This window comes from Streptomyces sp. NPDC020780 (genome assembly GCF_044334475.1).
Taxonomy (GTDB): Bacteria; Actinomycetota; Actinomycetes; order Streptomycetales; family Streptomycetaceae; genus Streptomyces.
In genome coordinates this window covers 379,294-396,036 of sequence record NZ_JBIRTB010000008.1, presented here as the reverse complement: position 1 = coordinate 396,036, position 16,743 = coordinate 379,294, and the positions used below count along the sequence as shown (strand labels likewise).

General features: G+C 69.5%; 17 protein-coding genes. 4 read left to right on the top strand and 13 right to left on the bottom strand.

All coding sequences use genetic code 11. The features are described from left to right. Positions 1-329 precede the first annotated feature (329 nt). Positions 330-899, top strand: coding sequence for an SMI1/KNR4 family protein (locus ACH4VO_RS18455; RefSeq protein WP_360985873.1), 570 nt, complete (start codon positions 330-332; stop codon positions 897-899). Between the two features lie 521 nt (positions 900-1,420). Beyond that, complete coding sequence (locus ACH4VO_RS18450; RefSeq protein ID WP_360985870.1) at positions 1,421-1,972, top strand: GNAT family N-acetyltransferase; 552 nt, start codon at positions 1,421-1,423, stop codon at positions 1,970-1,972. A gap of 111 nt (positions 1,973-2,083) precedes the next feature. Here ACH4VO_RS18450 and ACH4VO_RS18445 read toward each other — a convergent pair whose 3' ends face one another. The 8 genes from ACH4VO_RS18445 to ACH4VO_RS18410 all read right to left on the bottom strand — a co-directional run bounded on the left by ACH4VO_RS18445 (position 2,084) and on the right by ACH4VO_RS18410 (position 11,289). After that, positions 2,084-3,682, bottom strand: a complete 1,599-nt coding sequence (locus ACH4VO_RS18445; protein WP_360985867.1) for a type VI secretion protein — start codon at positions 3,680-3,682, stop codon at positions 2,084-2,086. 1 nt (position 3,683) lies between these two features. Continuing rightward, on the bottom strand, positions 3,684-5,102 hold the full coding sequence (locus ACH4VO_RS18440; protein ID WP_360985864.1) for an ATP-binding protein: 1,419 nt from the start codon (positions 5,100-5,102) through the stop codon (positions 3,684-3,686). Between the two features lie 18 nt (positions 5,103-5,120). Beyond that, the gene (locus ACH4VO_RS18435; protein WP_360985861.1) at positions 5,121-6,671 is read right to left on the bottom strand and encodes an SCO6880 family protein; all 1,551 of its coding nucleotides are present in this window, start codon (positions 6,669-6,671) and stop codon (positions 5,121-5,123) included. Next, complete coding sequence (locus ACH4VO_RS18430) at positions 6,668-8,011, bottom strand: hypothetical protein (protein ID WP_360985858.1); 1,344 nt, start codon at positions 8,009-8,011, stop codon at positions 6,668-6,670. Before ACH4VO_RS18430 ends, ACH4VO_RS18435 begins: the two co-directional genes overlap by 4 nt. After that, complete coding sequence (locus ACH4VO_RS18425) at positions 8,001-8,864, bottom strand: hypothetical protein (protein ID WP_360985855.1); 864 nt, start codon at positions 8,862-8,864, stop codon at positions 8,001-8,003. The genes ACH4VO_RS18430 and ACH4VO_RS18425 overlap by 11 nt, the downstream gene beginning before the upstream one ends. A 183-nt stretch (positions 8,865-9,047) precedes the next feature. Further along, the gene (locus ACH4VO_RS18420) at positions 9,048-9,356 is read right to left on the bottom strand and encodes a hypothetical protein (RefSeq protein ID WP_014047394.1); all 309 of its coding nucleotides are present in this window, start codon (positions 9,354-9,356) and stop codon (positions 9,048-9,050) included. 371 nt (positions 9,357-9,727) lie between these two features. Then, positions 9,728-10,393, bottom strand: coding sequence for a DUF402 domain-containing protein (locus ACH4VO_RS18415; protein WP_360985852.1), 666 nt, complete (start codon positions 10,391-10,393; stop codon positions 9,728-9,730). Then, complete coding sequence (locus ACH4VO_RS18410; RefSeq protein WP_360985849.1) at positions 10,390-11,289, bottom strand: aldo/keto reductase; 900 nt, start codon at positions 11,287-11,289, stop codon at positions 10,390-10,392. The genes ACH4VO_RS18415 and ACH4VO_RS18410 overlap by 4 nt, the downstream gene beginning before the upstream one ends. Before the next feature lie 196 nt (positions 11,290-11,485). Between ACH4VO_RS18410 and ACH4VO_RS18405 the strand changes: the two genes are divergently transcribed. Further along, the gene (locus tag ACH4VO_RS18405) at positions 11,486-12,004 is read left to right on the top strand and encodes a proline dehydrogenase (RefSeq protein ID WP_360985846.1); all 519 of its coding nucleotides are present in this window, start codon (positions 11,486-11,488) and stop codon (positions 12,002-12,004) included. Positions 12,005-12,237: 233 nt separating this feature from the next. On the opposite strand, the gene ACH4VO_RS18400 is transcribed toward ACH4VO_RS18405, so the two are convergent. The 4 genes from ACH4VO_RS18400 to ACH4VO_RS18385 all read right to left on the bottom strand — a co-directional run bounded on the left by ACH4VO_RS18400 (position 12,238) and on the right by ACH4VO_RS18385 (position 14,168). Further along, complete coding sequence (locus tag ACH4VO_RS18400; protein WP_360985843.1) at positions 12,238-12,474, bottom strand: hypothetical protein; 237 nt, start codon at positions 12,472-12,474, stop codon at positions 12,238-12,240. A 407-nt stretch (positions 12,475-12,881) separates the two neighbouring features. Then, positions 12,882-13,124: a DUF397 domain-containing protein gene (locus ACH4VO_RS18395; protein WP_360985840.1), complete on the bottom strand. Its 243-nt coding sequence runs from the start codon at positions 13,122-13,124 to the stop codon at positions 12,882-12,884. Continuing rightward, positions 13,117-13,311 carry a DUF397 domain-containing protein gene (locus ACH4VO_RS18390; protein ID WP_360985837.1) on the bottom strand — a complete coding sequence of 65 codons (195 nt, stop codon included), beginning with the start codon at positions 13,309-13,311 and terminating at the stop codon, positions 13,117-13,119. Before ACH4VO_RS18390 ends, ACH4VO_RS18395 begins: the two co-directional genes overlap by 8 nt. Positions 13,312-13,316: 5 nt before the next feature. Next, positions 13,317-14,168 carry a helix-turn-helix transcriptional regulator gene (locus ACH4VO_RS18385; protein WP_360985834.1) on the bottom strand — a complete coding sequence of 284 codons (852 nt, stop codon included), beginning with the start codon at positions 14,166-14,168 and terminating at the stop codon, positions 13,317-13,319. 209 nt (positions 14,169-14,377) lie between these two features. Here ACH4VO_RS18385 and ACH4VO_RS18380 point away from each other — a divergent pair, with 209 nt between their 5' ends. Further along, complete coding sequence (locus ACH4VO_RS18380; RefSeq protein WP_360985831.1) at positions 14,378-14,839, top strand: ATP-binding protein; 462 nt, start codon at positions 14,378-14,380, stop codon at positions 14,837-14,839. 284 nt (positions 14,840-15,123) lie between these two features. Here the strand turns inward: ACH4VO_RS18380 and ACH4VO_RS18375 are convergent, their stop codons facing one another. Then, on the bottom strand, positions 15,124-16,719 hold the full coding sequence (locus ACH4VO_RS18375) for an adenosine deaminase (RefSeq protein ID WP_360985938.1): 1,596 nt from the start codon (positions 16,717-16,719) through the stop codon (positions 15,124-15,126). Positions 16,720-16,743: the final 24 nt, after the last annotated feature.

The window sequence follows — 16,743 nt, the reverse complement described above, 5'->3', positions numbered from 1 at the left end:
CTGCAGGGGGGACCCTGTGGGAGAGTAGGACGCCGCCGAACAATTTTTCCGGGAAAGCCCCGTGCCTTTGTGGCACGGGGCTTTTCTGCGTTCACAGCCCGACCTCCGACAGTTCGACAACCCGACCTTCCCCTACGGTCGGCCTGCGCAGTCCCTACCTCAGCCGTCCGCGCCGTACTCGAGCCCGGCCACGATCACATCGTGGGGAGGGAGGGAACGCATGCTCGAAGTACCATCCCGGCAAGGTTCTCCGGCCGGTACTTCCCAGCCTCCGCTGGGGTGTAGTCGGACGGAGACAACCCTGTAGAGAGGGCAGAGGGCAGAGGATGATGAGTGTGGCTGAGAGTTGGTCGCGTGTGATGAGTCTTCTTCGGGAGCACGGGCCGGCCGATCACGCGGATCTGCCAGGGCCCGCTACGGAGCAGGTGCTCGCGGCAGCCGAGGAACGGATGGGGATCTCCCTGCATGGGGACCTGCGGACGTGGCTGTTGCAGAACAATCTGGATCTGCCGGAGGAAGACGTCGACGACGAAGTGGCATGCTGCGGCTTCGACGGGTTCCCCGACGAGGGAAGTTTCTTTCTGGGCATCCGGGCGATGGAGAGGCTCTACGCGAACCGCTCCACGCCTGGTGGATTCGACCCTCCGGACCAGCCGGACAATCCGTTCTGGCGTAACGAGTGGATCCCGTTCCTGTCGGACCAGGACGGCTGGATGGGAAAGTTCATCGATGTGCGGGACGGCCGCGTCGGCAGATGGTTCGTGGGTGAGGTCACGGTCACGGGCGAGTACGAATCGATGGCTCAGTATTTCGACTCGGTGGCGGAGACGCTGACGAGGATCGCCGAGGGAAGCTACCCGGTCTGTCAATTCGCCGAAGGCCGACTTGCCTGGTCCTGAGACGGTTCCCCACTGGATCTGCAGCGGGCCCGGCGGAGGATCTGCACAGCAGACCGGGTGCCCGGCGGCACAGGTGATCGACGACGGCCGTGACGTAGGCGTGGGCGGTCCCGACTCCTCGTGAGTTGCGGGACGCCGGCCCGCTCCCTGCGGCGGTGCGGGCCGGTGGCTCCGCAGCGGCCGGGTGGCCTGCGGCACGCGCAGCGGTGGACCGGCCGCGGTTCGGGGCTTCCAGGCCCAGCAGCATGCGCATGGTGGTGGACGTCCTGGTGCTGTTGAGGACGCGGAAGCCGGTGACGGCACCGGGCGGACCGTGAAGTCGAGGTCCTGGACGACGTTGGTGTCTTCGTACCGTTTGGTGAGTTCGTAGGCTTTGATCATGCGGTCGACGCTACGGAGCGTGCGGGCGCCGGTCGTCCGACCAGGGCACCGGAACGTCGGGCGCCGTAGTACCGGGGTACGACGGCGCGGTGTGCGAAACCTGTTTGTCGGGGTGCTTGGGTGCGGGGCAGGATCGGCGGATGGACTACACAGTGCGTGCCGTGCGGAGCGAGGACTGGCAGCAGGCCCGGCAGTTGCGGCTCCTGGCGCTCCAGGACCCAGCCGCGCCCGTCGCGTTCCTGGAGACGTACGAGAACGCGGTCAGGAAGCCGGACGGTTTCTGGCAGGAGCGGACGGACCAGGTCGCGGAGGGCAGGTCGGCCCGGCAGTTCGTCGCGGAGAGGCCGGACGGGAGTCTCGCGGGCACGGTGTCGGTGCTCGTGGAGCGGGCGGCTGACGACGCCGTGCGGTTCGGTACTCCCGCCGAGTTCGACCAGACCCATGTGGTGGGCGTCTTCGTCCGGCCGCAGGACCGTGGCCGCGGGGTGGCCGACGCGTTGTTCCGGGAGGCGGTCGACTGGTCGTGGTCGTTGACCGATCCACGGGTCGAACGGGTGCGGCTCTACGTGCACGAGGCCAACCAGCGGGCCGCCGCCTTCTACCGCCGGATCGGTTTCGTGCCGACCGGGCAGAGCACACCCGTACCGGGGGACCCGTCCTCCCGGGAGGTGGAGTTCGAGATCCGGCGCTGACGGCGCTGACGGCGCTGGCCTACGGCCCACCCGGGTGGCTCTGGCCTGCGGCGAGCCGGGCCGTGGGCGGGTCACCGGCGGGTGCCGGCGATTACGGGGTGGCAGGAGAGGTCAGCGTGCTCCCGGGGACGGCAGCTGTTCGCGCCAGCGGGCGCGGGCCTGTTCCTGCGAGCGCAGGAGCGCCAGCGTGGGAAGTCCCTGGGTCTGGCCGGCGGCCAGGAGTCCGGGGAGCTGCGCGAGCGGTGCCACGGCCGCGACGTCGTCGAGGACGAGCGTCAGTGGTGGGTCGAGCCGACCGTCGGGTGACCGTGCGGCCATGCGGCGGCCGTGCTCGACCACGTGCGAGGCGAGTGCGGTGAGCAGGGGCATCGCGCCGGGGCGGTGGCGTGGATCCTCAATGGGCTCACCCACCACATACAGGGTTCCCCCTTCGTCCGCAAAAGATGCCAGCGCGAGCGCGTCGGTGCGGTTCGGTGTGCAGGCCTCGCGGATGTGTACGGAGGAGAGGGCCGTGAACGCCCGCACGGTCAGTTCCTGGGCTGCTTCCCGGCGTTCGGGATAGGCGGTGAGCGCGGACTCCAGGAGGCCGGCGAGCCCGGAGGCGGCCTTGGGGTGGGTGCGGAGCAGGCGGACCGGTTCGTGTGCGCTGCCTCCGGAAGCCCAGCGGTGGACCTGCCGGAAGGGGCGGCCGTCCACGGCGGCCGCGTGCAGCCAGCACTGCAGGAGCGTCTGCGCTGTGTCGGCGACGGCGGTGTCGGCCTTGGCCGACGGGCGGACGGGGGTGAGGAGGGCCGCAGCACGCGCGGCCGCGGTGCTGGGGTCCTCGCAGCCGGCGACGGGGGACCAGTGGAGGCGGGCCGGTGTGTCGCAGAGGTGGCCGGGGTCGTAGACGAGGACCGGGCCGAGCTTGCCGCGCGCGTCCTTGGTCTCGGCCCAGACCGTGGGGTCGGAGGTGACGACGAGGACGGGTCCGTCGGCTTCCCGGACGGCCTGGACGACGGTGGGCCGGCGCGTGGCGGCGGTCCCGTAGAGGAGGAGCGGGGGACGGGGGGACGGTACGAGGGGGGCCGTCTCGTGGGCGTACGCGGCCGCGGGGGCGGCCGGTACGGAGGCGGGGGACGGAACGCCGGCTCGGGCGGGGGCCGCCTCGGTGGACCAGGGGGCGGCGGCCGCCGGGCGTACGGGCACCGGCCCGGGGGTCGTTGTCGGGCCGGGCGTCGATACCGGCTCGGGGTGGTGTGCGGGCTCCGCTCCGGGACGGTGCGTAAGCGTTGCCTCGTGGCCGCGTGCGGGCTCCGGGGCGGCTTCGTAGCGTTCCGCCCGGGCCTCGGCCTGCCGGCGCTTCCGGACCAGGCGCCCCCGGGCCACCACACCGATCACGAACACCGTCAGCACCATGAACACCATCAGCTCGCCGACGAACAGCCCCCAGAACAGCCCGTATCCGGAGAGCGCGTCCGCGGGGGTGTCGGGCCAGGCTCCCGGCAGGTTCTGCGGATCGAGGGCCAGGGCGCGCAGTGCCAGGGGGGTGCGGGTGAAGGTGACGCCCGGCGGCCAGGCGCCGTGGGCGAACAGTCCGGCCAGGCCGGTGGCCGTCCACGCCAGGACCGTCAGCCCGAACAGGAAGGCCAGGAGGCCGATCAGCAGGCCGTCCGGGATACCGCCGCCCTCACCGCCGCGTCCCGTACCGGAGGGTGCCTGGCGTGCCATGTCATGCCACCGTCGACTCGGAGGACTCGTTCAGTCGTTGCTGGTGCTCGATCCGCGCCGCTCGCTGCTCCGCCTCCAGCTCCGCGGCTCGTACGTCCTCGGGGAGCAGGTCGGCCGCGGAGCCCTCGGTCATCGCGCGGTCGGTGAAGACCAGCGGCCGTTCCGCTTCGGTGATCAGGTGTTTGACGACCTGTACGTTGCCGTTGACGTCCCAGACGGCGATGCCCGGGGTCAGCGTGGGGATGATCTCGACCGCCCACCGGGGCAGGCCGATCACTTTGCCGGTCGCTCTGGCCTCGTCGGCCTTCTGGGCGTAGATCGTGCGGGTGGACGCCATCTTCAGGATGGCCGCCGCCTCCTTCGCCGCGGCCCCGTCGACGACGTCGCTGAGGTGGTGGACGACCGCCACGAACGACAGCCCGAGCCGGCGCCCGAACTTCAGCAGGCGCTGGAAGAGCTGGGCGACGAAAGGGGAGTTGATGATGTGCCAGGCCTCCTCGACCAGGAAGATGCGTTTCTTCCGGTCGGGCCTGATCCAGGTGTGCTCCAGCCATACGCCGACGATCGCCATCAGGATGGGCATCGCGATGGAGTTCCGGTCGATGTGGGACAGGTCGAAGACGATCAGGGGGGCGTCGAGGTCGATGCCGATCGTCGTCGGGCCGTCGAACATGCCGCGCAGGTCACCGTCGACCAGCCGGTCCAGGACGAGGGCGACGTCCAGGCCCCAGGCCCGTACGTCGTCCAGGTCGACGTTCATCGCCTGGGCGGACTCGGGTTCCGGGTGGCGCAGTTGTTCGACGATGTCCATCAGGACCGGCTGCCGGTCGGTGACGGTCTCGTTGACATAGGCGTGCGCGACCTTGAGCGCGAAACCGGACCGCTCGTCGAGGCCGTGGCCCATGGCGACTTCGATGATCGTGCGCAGGAGGGCGAGCTGCCCGGTCGTGGTGATCGACGGGTCGAGCGGGTTGAGGCGGATGCCGTCGTTCAGGGCGGCCGTGGGGTCCAGCCGGATGGGGGTTATGCCCAGCTCCTGGGCGATGAGGTTCCACTCGCCGACGCCGTCCTCGCCCTGGGCGTCGAGGACGACGACCTGGCGGTCGCGGAAGCGAAGCTGGCGGAGGACGTACGTCTTCTCCAGCGCGGACTTGCCGTTGCCGGACTCACCGAGCACCAACCAGTGCGGGGCGGGGAGCTGCTGCCCGTACAGCTGGAACGGGTCGTAGATGTAGCCCTTGCCGGAGTACACCTCGCGCCCGATGATCACGCCGGAGTCGCCGAGGCCGGGTGCGGCGGTCGGCAGGTAGACGGCCTGGGCCTGGCCCGTCGACGTGCGGACCGGCAGCCGGGTCGTCTCCACCTTCCCGAAGAGGAAGGCGGTGAAGGCATCCGACAGCGCGGACAGCGGATCTCGCATGGCGTGACTGCCCTCTCGTTAGCGTCGGATTCCGGTGGCGAACGGCAAGGTGTTCACGAAGGCGCGGTGGTGCTCGCGGTCGCACCACTCCAGCTTCAGGTACGACTTGCCGGCCGAGGCCCGGATCGTCCGCTTGTCACGGGCGAGGGCTTCGGGGGAACGCGACGACACGGTGATGTACCCCACCAGGTTGACTCCGGCCGCGCCGCTCGCGAGATCTTCACCCCGCTGGTCCAGCCGGCCGTGCGCGGCGATGTCGCGGGGGTCGACGGTGCGGTTCATCTTGGCCTGGCGGCTGGCCTCGGCGTCGTCGTTGGTCTTCTCGGTCAGCATCCGTTCGATGGCGACCTCGGTGGGCTCGAGGTCCATGCAGACCGCGACGGTACGGATGACGTCGGGCGTGTGGACGAGCAGCGGGGCCAGGAAGTTGACGCCGACGGGTGTCATCGGCCATTCCTTCACCCAGGCCGTGGCGTGGCACCAGGGGGCGCGTGTCGTCGACTCACGGGTCTTGGCCTGGAGGAAGGTCGGCTCGACCGCGTCCAGTTCGGCGGGCCAGGCGTTGCGCTTCGTCATGGCCTGGATGTGGTCGATGGGGTGGTCGGGGTCGTACATCGAGTGCACCAGGGAGGCCACGCGGCTCTGGCCGAGCGGCTGGCGCACCCGGATGTCCGCCTCGGCGAGACGGGCGCAGATGTCGGTGAGCTCGCGCGCCATGACGACGGCGAGGCCGGCGTCCCGGTCGACCTTGCGGCCGCCCTGGGGGCGCATGGCGCGGGCCATGGCATGGGCCTCGGCGGCCAGGTCGCGGCTGTAGTGCATGCACGCGACGAGGTAGGCGCGGTGCTGCTCACTGGAGGTGGAGACCATCGACTGGAGCTGGTCGTAGGAGTCCTGCAGCCAGCCGGGCGCGTTCCTGTCACCGCGCTGGGCGACGTCCTTCGCGTGTGCGTCGGGGTCGGCGGGGAGGGTGCGGGCCAGCATCTGGAGGCGGGTCACGAACCCGTCCCCGTTGGCGACGTGCTTGAGTAGCGTGCCGAACCGGTCGACCAGGGCCTCCTGGTCCTCGCTGTCGCGGAGCCCGACACCGGGGCCCTCGATCTCGATGGCGGCGGTGACCGTGCGGCGGTCGGCGTGCAGGAGGACGGCGATCTCGTCGGGCCCGAACGGGGCGGCGAGCCAGCTGATCCTGCCGATGCCGGGCGGCGGCCCGATCTCCACCTCACGCCCGTCGGCGCTGACACCGGCCTCCATGGCGGCGGAACGGTAGGCCGTCCCGCGGCGCAGGGTCCGCTTGTAGCTGCGGTTGATCTCGAACCACTTGTAGAACGTACGGCCCTTGTAGGGCAGGTAGACGACGGCCAGGGCCAGCATGGGGAAGCCGACGAGCGTCACGATCCGCAGGGAGAGTGCCGGGACGAGGAGCCCGCTCATCATGCCGAGGAAGGCCCCGGCGATGATCAGGGCGATCTCGCCCGTCTCACGGTTCTTGCCGACGATCGCATTGGGCCTGGCGCGGCCGATGAGATACGTACGGCGGGGCGCGATCGTGTGGGACTGGGTCGTCAACGCCCTCCACCTCCTGTGCTCGTGTTACCTGTGCTGCCTGAACCGCGTGGGGAGCGGCTGCCGTGGGGGGTGCCGGAGGTGGGGCCCGCCCCGCTGCGGGGCGCGGGTGCCGCCGAGGGGACCGACCCGCCGCCTCCGGCGGTGCGGGAGCTGTGCGCCGCGACCCCGCCGCTCACCGGGTTCGCGGGCCGGGCGCCACCGCCACCACCGCCCCCCTCTCCGCCGCCGCGTCCGCTGTGCGTCTTGATGCCCTGGGAGACCAGGGCGGCCGGAGAGCTGATGAGGGCGGCGGCCTGGGAGCCGTCGGTGGCCTGCTTGCGGTTGGTACGGGCGCCCTGGATCTCGTCGCCGAAACCGGGGACGAAGCGGTAGATCATGGCGGAGGCGAAGATCGCCAGCAGGATGATGGCGAGGCCGGACACGACGGCGGACATGGCGTTCGGCCCGTCGTCGGCGGAGAGCGCGCCGGCCAGGCCGAGCACGATCACGATCACCGGTTTCACCATGATCACCGCGATCATGATGCCCGCCCAGCGGCGGACGTGGCCCCACATGTTCTTGTCGACGAGCCCGGCGTAGACGACGACCCCGAGGAGGGCGCCGACGTAGAGCAGGGCTGCCCGGATGACGAGCTCCAGCCAGAGGATGCCGGCGGCGAGGACGGAGACGAGTGAGACGACGATGAGCATGATCGGCCCGCCGCCGATGTCGTCGCCCTTCTTCAGCGCCTCGGCGAACGATCCGAAGAAGACGTCGGAGTCGCTGCCGGTCGCCTTCCCGATGATCGCGGTGACGCCGTCCGTGGCCGACACGACGACGTAGAGGATGAGGGGCGTGAAGGCGGAGGCCAGGACGGTGAGCCAGAGGAACCCGACGGCCTCGGAGATCGCGGTGGTGAGCGGGACGCCCCGGATGGCGCGCTTGGCCACGGCGAACAGCCACAGGACGAGGGTGAGGACGGTGGAGGCCGCGAAGACGACCGCGTACTGCTGGCGGAAGGTGGGGTTGGTGAAGTCCACGGTGGCGGTGGTCTCGACGGCCTCGCTGAGCTTCCCGACAGTCCAGGAGGCGGCGTCGGCGCAGCCGCGGGCCAGGGAGGAGAGGGGGTCCAGGGCGTTGTCCGTGGCGGGGGGCGTGGAGGTGCTGCGTGCGCTTTCGCCGTCCTCGCAGTAGTCCCTGGCTGCCCCGTAAATAAGGTCACAGGGGTTGTTACTGCCACTGGGTGTGGGGGTGGGAGTTGGGGCAGCCACCGCGCCAGTGGCGAGGAGGATGGCCGATGTCTGCACTGTACCGACCAGGGCTGCAAGTGTCGTTGTACGGCGACGCCGACTACCGGGCATAGGTGAACCCTCCGAACCCGTTGACCGCTCCGGCGATCTCGTCAGCGCTTGACGCCCTGTTGTCGCCACCTACCGGAGCAGGGCCATCCCTCTGCGAGTGGGTCAGAGCCTTCCAGTCACCGTTGCTCCATCGAAGATCCATGATGATGGTGAACCAGCCGTCTGTGACGGGCTTGGTCGAACCTTCCCCTGCCAAACCGATGAGACCGGAACACCAGACTTCAACAGTGGCTTGATCCACCGTGGCTTTCGTTACCTTCGTGCCGATAGGTGACGTGCGCGAAATGAAGGAGAAGCCAGTAGGGACTGTGCCGTCGTCGTTGAGCCCCAGGTTTCTGAAGAAGTCGGTTGAGTAGGCCTGGTCAAGCGTAGTGCGGAACCTGTTGACGGACTCTGGAGCGATGACAGCGTTAAGGATGTCATCGCGCTTCGCCTTGTCGAACATGTCCGCCGACCCCAGCGCCACCGCGTAGTTCGCCGCCGCGCTCTGGGCCCCCTGCTCGTCGTGTGCGAAGCCCGATGCGGTCACGCCGTTGCGGCCGGTGACCGGCTTCGTGCCCGTGGGGGCGGTGGGGGCCGAATCCGCCTTCTTGTCCGTGCCGTTCCCGCCGTCCGCGGTGTCGTCCCCGCCGCCTCTGTTCGCGAACGCGATCGCCGCGATCAGCAGGACCACCACACCGACCACCATGACCAGCGAACGGGAGCCGCGCGTCGGCCGGCGGTTGTACCCGTCGTTGTCGTCCCCACCGGGCAGCCGAGTCCGTGTCTGCCGCGTCCCACCGAGGGTGCTGTACGGGTCCTCCGTACGGCCGCCGGTTTCGTCCCCGTAGCCGCGCTCGTCGCCCTGGCTCATGCCGCGTACGCCCCTTCGGCCGTCTGCAGTTCCGCGGAGTACGGCGGTAGCTGTGCTGGTTCCCGCGTGGACGCGGTGTGGTGAGTCGACATCAGGGGACGCAACCTCTGCCGGTGGGCACGACGGACGGTGGGTGGGGTGGGCCGGGGGGACGGACCCGGCGGCTCGACGGCTGACGTCCGGTCAGACAGCCATTCCGTACACGATGGTGAACAGGGTGCCGAGGGAGCCGATGATGAAGACGCCGGTCAGGCCCGCCACGATGAGGCCTTTGCCCTGCTCCGCGCTGAAGGTGTCGCGCAGGGCCGTCGCTCCGATGCGCTGTTTGGCCGCACCCCAGATCGCGATGCCGAGGCAGAGCAGGATGGCTACCGCCATCACCACTTCGATCATGATGCGCGCCTCGTTGCCGAGGGTCCCGAACGGCCCCCAGTTCGGGGCGATTCCGCCGATGATGGTGGTGATGTCGCCCTTTTCAGCTGCCAGGATCATGTAAGTCACCGCCCCTGTTGGGTAGTTCGCAGCCCGCGCCGTTCGACACGGGTCGGTCTCTATCTTCGCTGATGAAACCGCGTTCGCACGACGCCTTCCCGGGTCTCTTTACCCGGATCTCGCACGTTTGACCGGGACGGCCGCCCTGACCTGCGGCTCGTCCCGGCATCCGAGCGCATATGCATGGTTACTCTGTGTATCACGCTCTGTGACCGCTAGCAATGAATGTGGCCATGGGTTGAGGGTGCGGTTGCGGCGTTCGCGGGAGATGGGCGTGCGTACGCGCTGTTCGAGAGCCGTGAGCGCGCCGGTGGCTTCCGGCGGACGCTTCGTCAGGCGAGGTACAGGGAAGGGACGGACGCTCGCCCCGCTCAAAGAACGGTCCGGGCCGGTGCCGGGGGTCGGCGAGGGATGGTCCAGTGGGGCGGTGGCCTGAAGTCGCACCAGGAGCCGTCGAACGGGAAGGACCTCGATTCGGCGCACCGGACCATGCGCTCCCCTTCGGCACGGATCGCCACTGCCTCGTCGGCCGACCAGTAGGCGGGGTGGCCGGTCTTCTCGGCGAACGACCGCTCGTCCTTCCATTGCCAGACGTATTCCGGTGACACGGTGACGTCGAGTTCGTGGTCGGCGACGTCGATGTCCTCGCCGTGATGGACCCGGCGCTCGAGGTTCACGTACCAGCCACGGAACTTCTGCTTCCGTCCGAAGAACCAGAACACCGCGTGCCCCGCTCCGATGGGCTGGTGGATGAGTGCGCTGCCCATGGGCCACCGATCGGCGGTCACCGTGTAGCCCCCGGCCGGCCGCTTCTCGGGAGGGATGTCGCGGAGGTGCGCCCGGCCCGGCAGACGCGTACGCCACATCGGGGTGCCGGTCTCCAGCCACACCAACTGGCCCTCGTCCGTGCGTTCTACCAGGCGTACGGGGACGGACGAGCTGAGGTGGCCGCCGATGTAGAGGTTCCAGCGAAGGACCTGCCCGGGCAGCCCGGCCTGCCCGGCCGGTTCGCTCGGTTGCTGCTCCGGCCGGGTCATGACGCGAGCAGGGCGAGATCGTCGTCGGGGAGCCGCAACGCGCCCGCCGCCACGTTCTCGGTCAGGTGGTCCGGGTTGCCGGTGCCGGGGATGGCCAGTACGTGCGGCCCCTGGTGGAGCGTCCACGCGAGCCGTACCTGTGCGGGCGTGACGCCGTGGCTCCGGGCGACGGTGAGGACCGCTTCGCTGTGGACGTCGCCCGCGCCGTCCTCGCCCCCGGCGCCGGCGATCGCGTAGAAGGGGACGAAGGCGATGCCCTGGCCACCGCACGCGCGCAGGAACGCGTGGTGCTCGGGTGGGGAGCCGATGCCGTACCTGTTCTGTACGCAGACCACCGGGGCGATCTCCTGGGCCTCGGCCAGCTGTTCCGGCGAGGCGTTGGAGATGCCGAGGTGGCGGATGAGGCCGGCGGTGCGCAGGTCGGCCAGTGCGCCGAAGTGCTCGGCGACGGGTTGGGACATGTGACTGCGCGCGACGCGCAGGTTCACCACGTCGAGGTGGTCCCGGCCGAGCTGGCGCAGGTTCTCCTCGACCTGTCCGCGCAGCTGCCCCGGGGTGGCCCAGAGCCACTCACCGGAGGGGTCCCGGCCGGGGCCGACCTTGGTGGTGATGACCAGGTCGTCGGTGTAGGGGGCCAGGGCGCTGTTGATGAGTTCGTTGGCGGACCGCAGGGGCGAGAAATAGAACGCGGCGGTGTCGATGTGGTTCACGCCGAGCTCGACCGCACGGCGGAGGACGGCGATGGCCCGGCTCCGGTCGCTGGAGTCGCCCTTCCCGAAGGCCGCACCGTTCTGCGTCAGCCGCATCGCGCCGAAGCCCATGCGGTTGACCGTCAGGTCGCCGAGTTCCCAGGTGCCGGATACCGACGCGTCGATCGTTTCCGTGGATGAGGCCATCATCGGATTGTCTCACCAGGGCTCGTGGTTGTGGTGCTGACGGGACAGTCCCACGCACACCCGATGTTGCCCGGATGCCCTTGTCGGGGCGGGCGAAGTAGTCGGATCAGCCGGTCGTTCTGTCTGCCCGCTCCCAGACCATGCAGGGCCGCAGACCGGGCTGTTGACGGATAAGAGGAAAAGGCAAAATGGAATCATGGATGCTGGAATCGCCGCACTGCTCGGCGCCGCCGTAGGTTCTTTCGCCACCCTCGGCGCGGCGATGGTGAACGGGCGTGCTGCCGCACGTTCGCAGTTTCGCCAGTCGCGTAGGCAGCATCGCAGGGACGCCTACGCGAACTACCTCGGTGCTCTTCACGATCGAGACATCGCCATGGACGCGGTGTTGGGCGCGCTCCAGTCAGAGTCTCCTGACCTGCGGGATGTGGACGAGAAGGTCCACCGTTTCGTCGCGCTGGCGCGGGACGTCCATCGTGCCGTTGAAGTCGTCAGTCTCGAAGGTCCGCCTTCGATAGTGGAAGCGGCTGACTGTGTGGCTCACGCATCCGGCGACCTTTCCGACGTGATGCGGCGGATGGTGAAGAACGCGCATTCAGGAGACTCCTCCCAGAAGGTGGTAGACACCGCTCTCGCCGCCGAGCGAGAGCACACCCTCTACCAGGCCGTGAAGGGCTTCCGCGAGGTAGCTGGTGATGTCCTCGGCAATGCGAACTGACCACTCAGTTCTGCGGGCAGACGACCGCGTCGCGTCCAAAGCTCGTCGTCCCGGCCGACGGCCGTGGGGTGCCGGGCACAGCCCCGGGCGGATCGCCGTCGATCTGGCGGTGACGCGCGCCGACGTCGGCGAGTGTCGGAATACAGGTCGGCCTGCACAGCCGCTTACACGCAAAGGTGCACAGCGCGCCCTACGGCCTTGGATCGAAGCTGGAACGGGAGATGCTGAATCAGTCAGAGCCCTGCGGCTCGACGCCGCCGGTGGTAGTCGAGGGTGACGGCGGCAAGGAGTGGTCCCCAGGCGACCAGCGGCAGGTAGAGGATCCCGGCGATGGTGCTGCCGAGGGGAGTCATGTCCGGATGGGGGAAGGCCCACCAGAGGGCGAACTGGGCAAGGATCAACGTCAGGGCCGCGGCGCCGAGGCTCGCCGTCACGTTCGGGCGGGACCTGCCGGGACTGGTCCTGGACATCGACGCCACCCTCGTCACCTGCCGCTCGGACAAGGAACAAGCAACCCTGCGCGAGCGGGGGCTCCACGGCTACGGTCGAGCTGCGGCCGGTGCGCCGATGCGGCCGGCCGCAACCCGGGATCGCCACAACTACCTGGCCTTCCTTGGGCTCGTCGCCGCTCTCTGTCGCCCCTCCGGAAGGGTTCAGGACTCCCTGCTGATTGGATCGGGGACAGGTGTTCTTCGAGGTGGCTACCCCCTGCGTAAGGAAGTCGGAGGTAGCCGCCCCCACTGCCCCGCCCCAATGGTCCCGCCCATGAAGGCGTCGAAATTCCCCGCTCGAACGTCCGCTCCGATTTCTGGTCCGCGGACTCCCCGGTCTCATCGCCTGCCCCGATGGCTGGTTGACCTTCTGGCCACCAACGACCTCACTGGAGCGCTTGCCGGTCGCCGAGTTCGCCGAAGTGGTCGAACTCGCCAGCCACTACCCCTCGGGTGAACGCCTCCCACTTCTGCCTGGTGGTGGTCACCACGGTGTCCGGGTCGCCGGTCTCGCGGAGGCGGACGAGGTCCCCGGGGCCGAACGCGATCTCGATCCAGGGTCCGGGGCCTTCGGCGTCCTCGGGGGCGGCGCGGGTCCAGGTGACGTCGGACGCGCCGGGGTCAGCCATGGTTGTCGGCGTCCTTGATGCTGCGGACCAGGGCGGCCCATGCGGGGGGAGCGGCGCGGAGTGTCGCGCCTGCCGGATCGCCGGTCTCGGTCAGCTCGACCGCCCCTGGGGAACCGCTGACATGTATGCAGGCTTCGCCCTGCGCGCAGTAGGAGGACTTCTGCCAGTCGGTGACGTTCATCGTCATGTCCTTCACAGTTCCTGAGCGATGGCATGAATGAGGTCGCGTGAACGATCCGGCTCGAGGGCCGCGGCGTCGAGGCGCTCGAAGAGAAGCCGGTACTGAGCGAGCTGGGCCGCGGAGTCGATGAAGACCGGCCCGTGGGACTGGTCGAGTTGAGCGGTGTCGAGGCCGGGAACCGGACCGTGGACGTAGTAGACGGACTGACCTGACCCCGGGTAGTTCGTGGCTGTGAAGGGAATGACCCGGATCGTCACGTGGTCTCGCTCGCCGACCTCCAGTAGATGGCGGAGCTGGGCGCGGGTGACAGCCGGGCCTCCGAACCTCATCCGCAGGGCCGCCTCGTGGATGACCGCCCGGTAGGGGACGGCTTTCGGTCGGTACAGCACGTTCTGGCGCTTCACGCGGTACGAAACCCGGTGTTCGATCTCCGGCGGTGACAACTCCGGCACGGCTTGGCGATGGATCTCGCGCGCGTGATCAACGGTTTGGAGGAGGCCGGGGATGTGCATGCCGTGAGCGGCCCGCAGGCCGGTTCCGTGGTGTTCGATCTCGGCCAGGTCGAGCAGCCGGGGAGGCAGGATCCCCCTGTACTCCTCCCACCAACCGCGTCGGCGGTCGCCGGTCATGGCCACCAGGGCTTCGATCAGGGCCTGATCCGTGCACGAGTACGCACCCGCCGCGACGCGGACGCGCTCCGGGCTGACGCCGAACCGGGCCACCTCCATGTTGCTCAGCTGGCCCGAGCTGGTGCCCAGCAACGCTGCTGCCTGGGTAGTGGTCATCCCTGCGCGCTCGCGTAGCTTGCGCAGTTCCGCGCCCAGTCGCGTCCGGCGTGCGGTGGGAGCCGCCCTGCCTGCCATCTGTACCGCCCCTGACTTCACCGGAGTTGCAGCGTCACTCGCACGAGTGGTTCGCATCAAGGATTCCGCCCATAGCACGCAAGTAATCCTTGCGAAAGTCTAGTCTCGTCCTCAGGCCACCCGCCCGGAAGAACCCCGCTCGACGGAGCGACCTGGTCACTGGGCAACGCGACGCACACCTCAACGCTCCTCCGTGAACGGAGACTTCCATGGCTCTGGCCACCGTAACGCCGCCTTGGGCGTACACCCTCCAACTTCCGCAGGATCCACGGGCACCGGGGGTCGCACGAGCCACCTTGCGGACCGTGCTGCGGGTGCACGGCATGCCGGATCTCATCGACACCGCCGAACTGCTGGCCGGTGAGCTGGTGACCAACGCCTACCGGTACTCCTCCGGACCGTACTCACTCCGACTGCGGGGGGCCGGGCGGGACCGGGTGCGGGTCGGGGTGTGGGACTCCTGCCCGGAGATCCCCGCACCGTTCGGCGGCGCGGGCGGCGGCGGGGGCTTCGCAGACCTGCCCCCTGTTCTCGCCGAGCGGGGACGGGGGCTGTACCTCGTGCAGGAGTACGCGGACAGCTGGGGTGCCTACCCGATCAGGAGCGGTCTGCCAGGGCAGGGCGGCAAGGTGCTGTGGGTCGAATGCGTGGGCAAGCCGGAATGTCGGTGAAGCGATCTGATGTGACGGTGCGTGACGAAGTGCGAGGGCTCGAGGACCGAGGGAGATCTGCGTGTCCGAAGCGTATGAGTACCTCCGGCAGCACGGTGAAACCACCGCGGAGCGTGAGACGGGCCCTCCCCTCGCGTGCGCTCCCGCGGGTATCACCCCCCGTTGTGCTCGACCCCCGTCACGGCGCGTGGGTCCTCCACACCCGCCCGGAGAGCGGCGGGGATCGGTGCGGCCGGCGAGGCGCGGGGTTGGTCCCGGCGGGCCCCGCGCCCCTGTTCGGAGAGTCAGCGGGTGTAGCGGCCCTCGAATGTCCGGAAGGACTCCTCCTGGCGCCATTCCAGGAGGGCCTTCGGGTTCTGGGCGATGAACCGGGCGCAGCGTGCCGACTGCGGGAAGCGGCACTCCTCGACCGGGCTGAATCCCTGGCGTACGGGGTCGGGTCGCCAGAGGCTGCGACCGGGCAGGAAGGAGTACTCGAGGGAGGCGCGGGCCAGGTCCTTCAGCTCCGGATAGCCGAGTCCGTAGGTACGGGCCGCGCGGCGGTACTCCTGGCCGATGTCACCGCGGGAGACGCCCGGATCGTCGGTGGCGAGGACCACGGGGACTCCGTACTTCCGGTAGACCGGGAACGGGTGCTCGTCCCCCTCGACCTGGAGGATTTGCGCGTTGCTGGTGAGCGGCACCTCCACGGCGATCTGGCGGCGTGCCATGTCCCGGGCCAGTGCGTGCCAGTTGTTCTCGTGCACGAGGTCGACGCCGTGGCCGATCCGTTCCGCCTGCCCGGTGCGTACGGCGTCGTCGATGTGGAAGGTGAGGTCTTCCGGCTTCACCAGGCCGGGGACGAGCTCGCCGGCGTGCAGGGTGATGTGGGCGCGCGGGTAGACGCCGTGCAGGTAGTTCAGCATGCGCATGTGGAGGCGGTAGTCGCGCAGGGAGATCTCCCCGTCCTCCGGCTGGACCAGGTTGACCGCGACGAACCGCTGGTCGCGCTCGGCCAGGCGCAGGCCCAGGGCGATCTGGGTGAAGACCCGTTCCGGCGCGCTGTTGCGTGACACCTGGGAGATCCAGCGCACGGTGACCCGGCAGGCGGGTGCGGGGGCGGGGCTCGCGCAGTGAGCCGTCTCGCGGAACTCGGCGTCGGCCGCGTCGGCCTCCTGCTTGGATTCCGACACCAGCTGGTCGAGGCGGCCGCCGGCGAGCAGCTTGTTGTGCAGGGCGGCGAAGTCCGGGTCCCAGCCGACGTCCGTGGCCAGCTGCTTCGCGCCCGCCGACGCGGGGCTGACCATCGTCTCCAGGTACGTCTGGTTCTGGGCCGCCGCCGATCCCGCCACATCGGCGAGCATTTTCCCGCGGTGTGCCGTGGCGGCTCCGAACTTCCCGAAGGTGGCGAAGAAGTGGTCGTGCCCCGACTCGCCCTGCGGGAAGTCCTGCATGGACCAGGCGCGGACGATGGACTGCCGGAACGCGGCATCGGTGAGTGCGTCGGCCGCCGGTCGACTGCCGGGACCGCACGGGGGTGCGACGGCGGTCATCGTGGTGTCGATGCAGAGGCCGTCGTCGGCGGCGAGCTGGATGAGGTACTCGGTCCTGACCGCGCCGGAGAGGTGGTTGTGGAGGTCACCGCCCTTGGGTAGGTCCCGGAAGAAACGGGCGGCCGCCCCGTCTCCGTTCAGGTGCGCATCCAGCCAGGTGGCGGTGCGGGTCTCGGCGGCGGTCGTGGGGCGGGGTGGTACGGAGCCGACGGTGGCGGTGGTGGTGGCGGCCCGGGCCGGCGGTCCGGCCGGCAGCGACGAGACGAGGGCCGCCGCGGCAAGCCCTGCGGTCAGCAGCAGGCGGTGGCCGCGCGTTGAGGTGCGGTGTACTGAGATCACGCCTCGCATGATCACGAAGACCGGGGTGCGCCA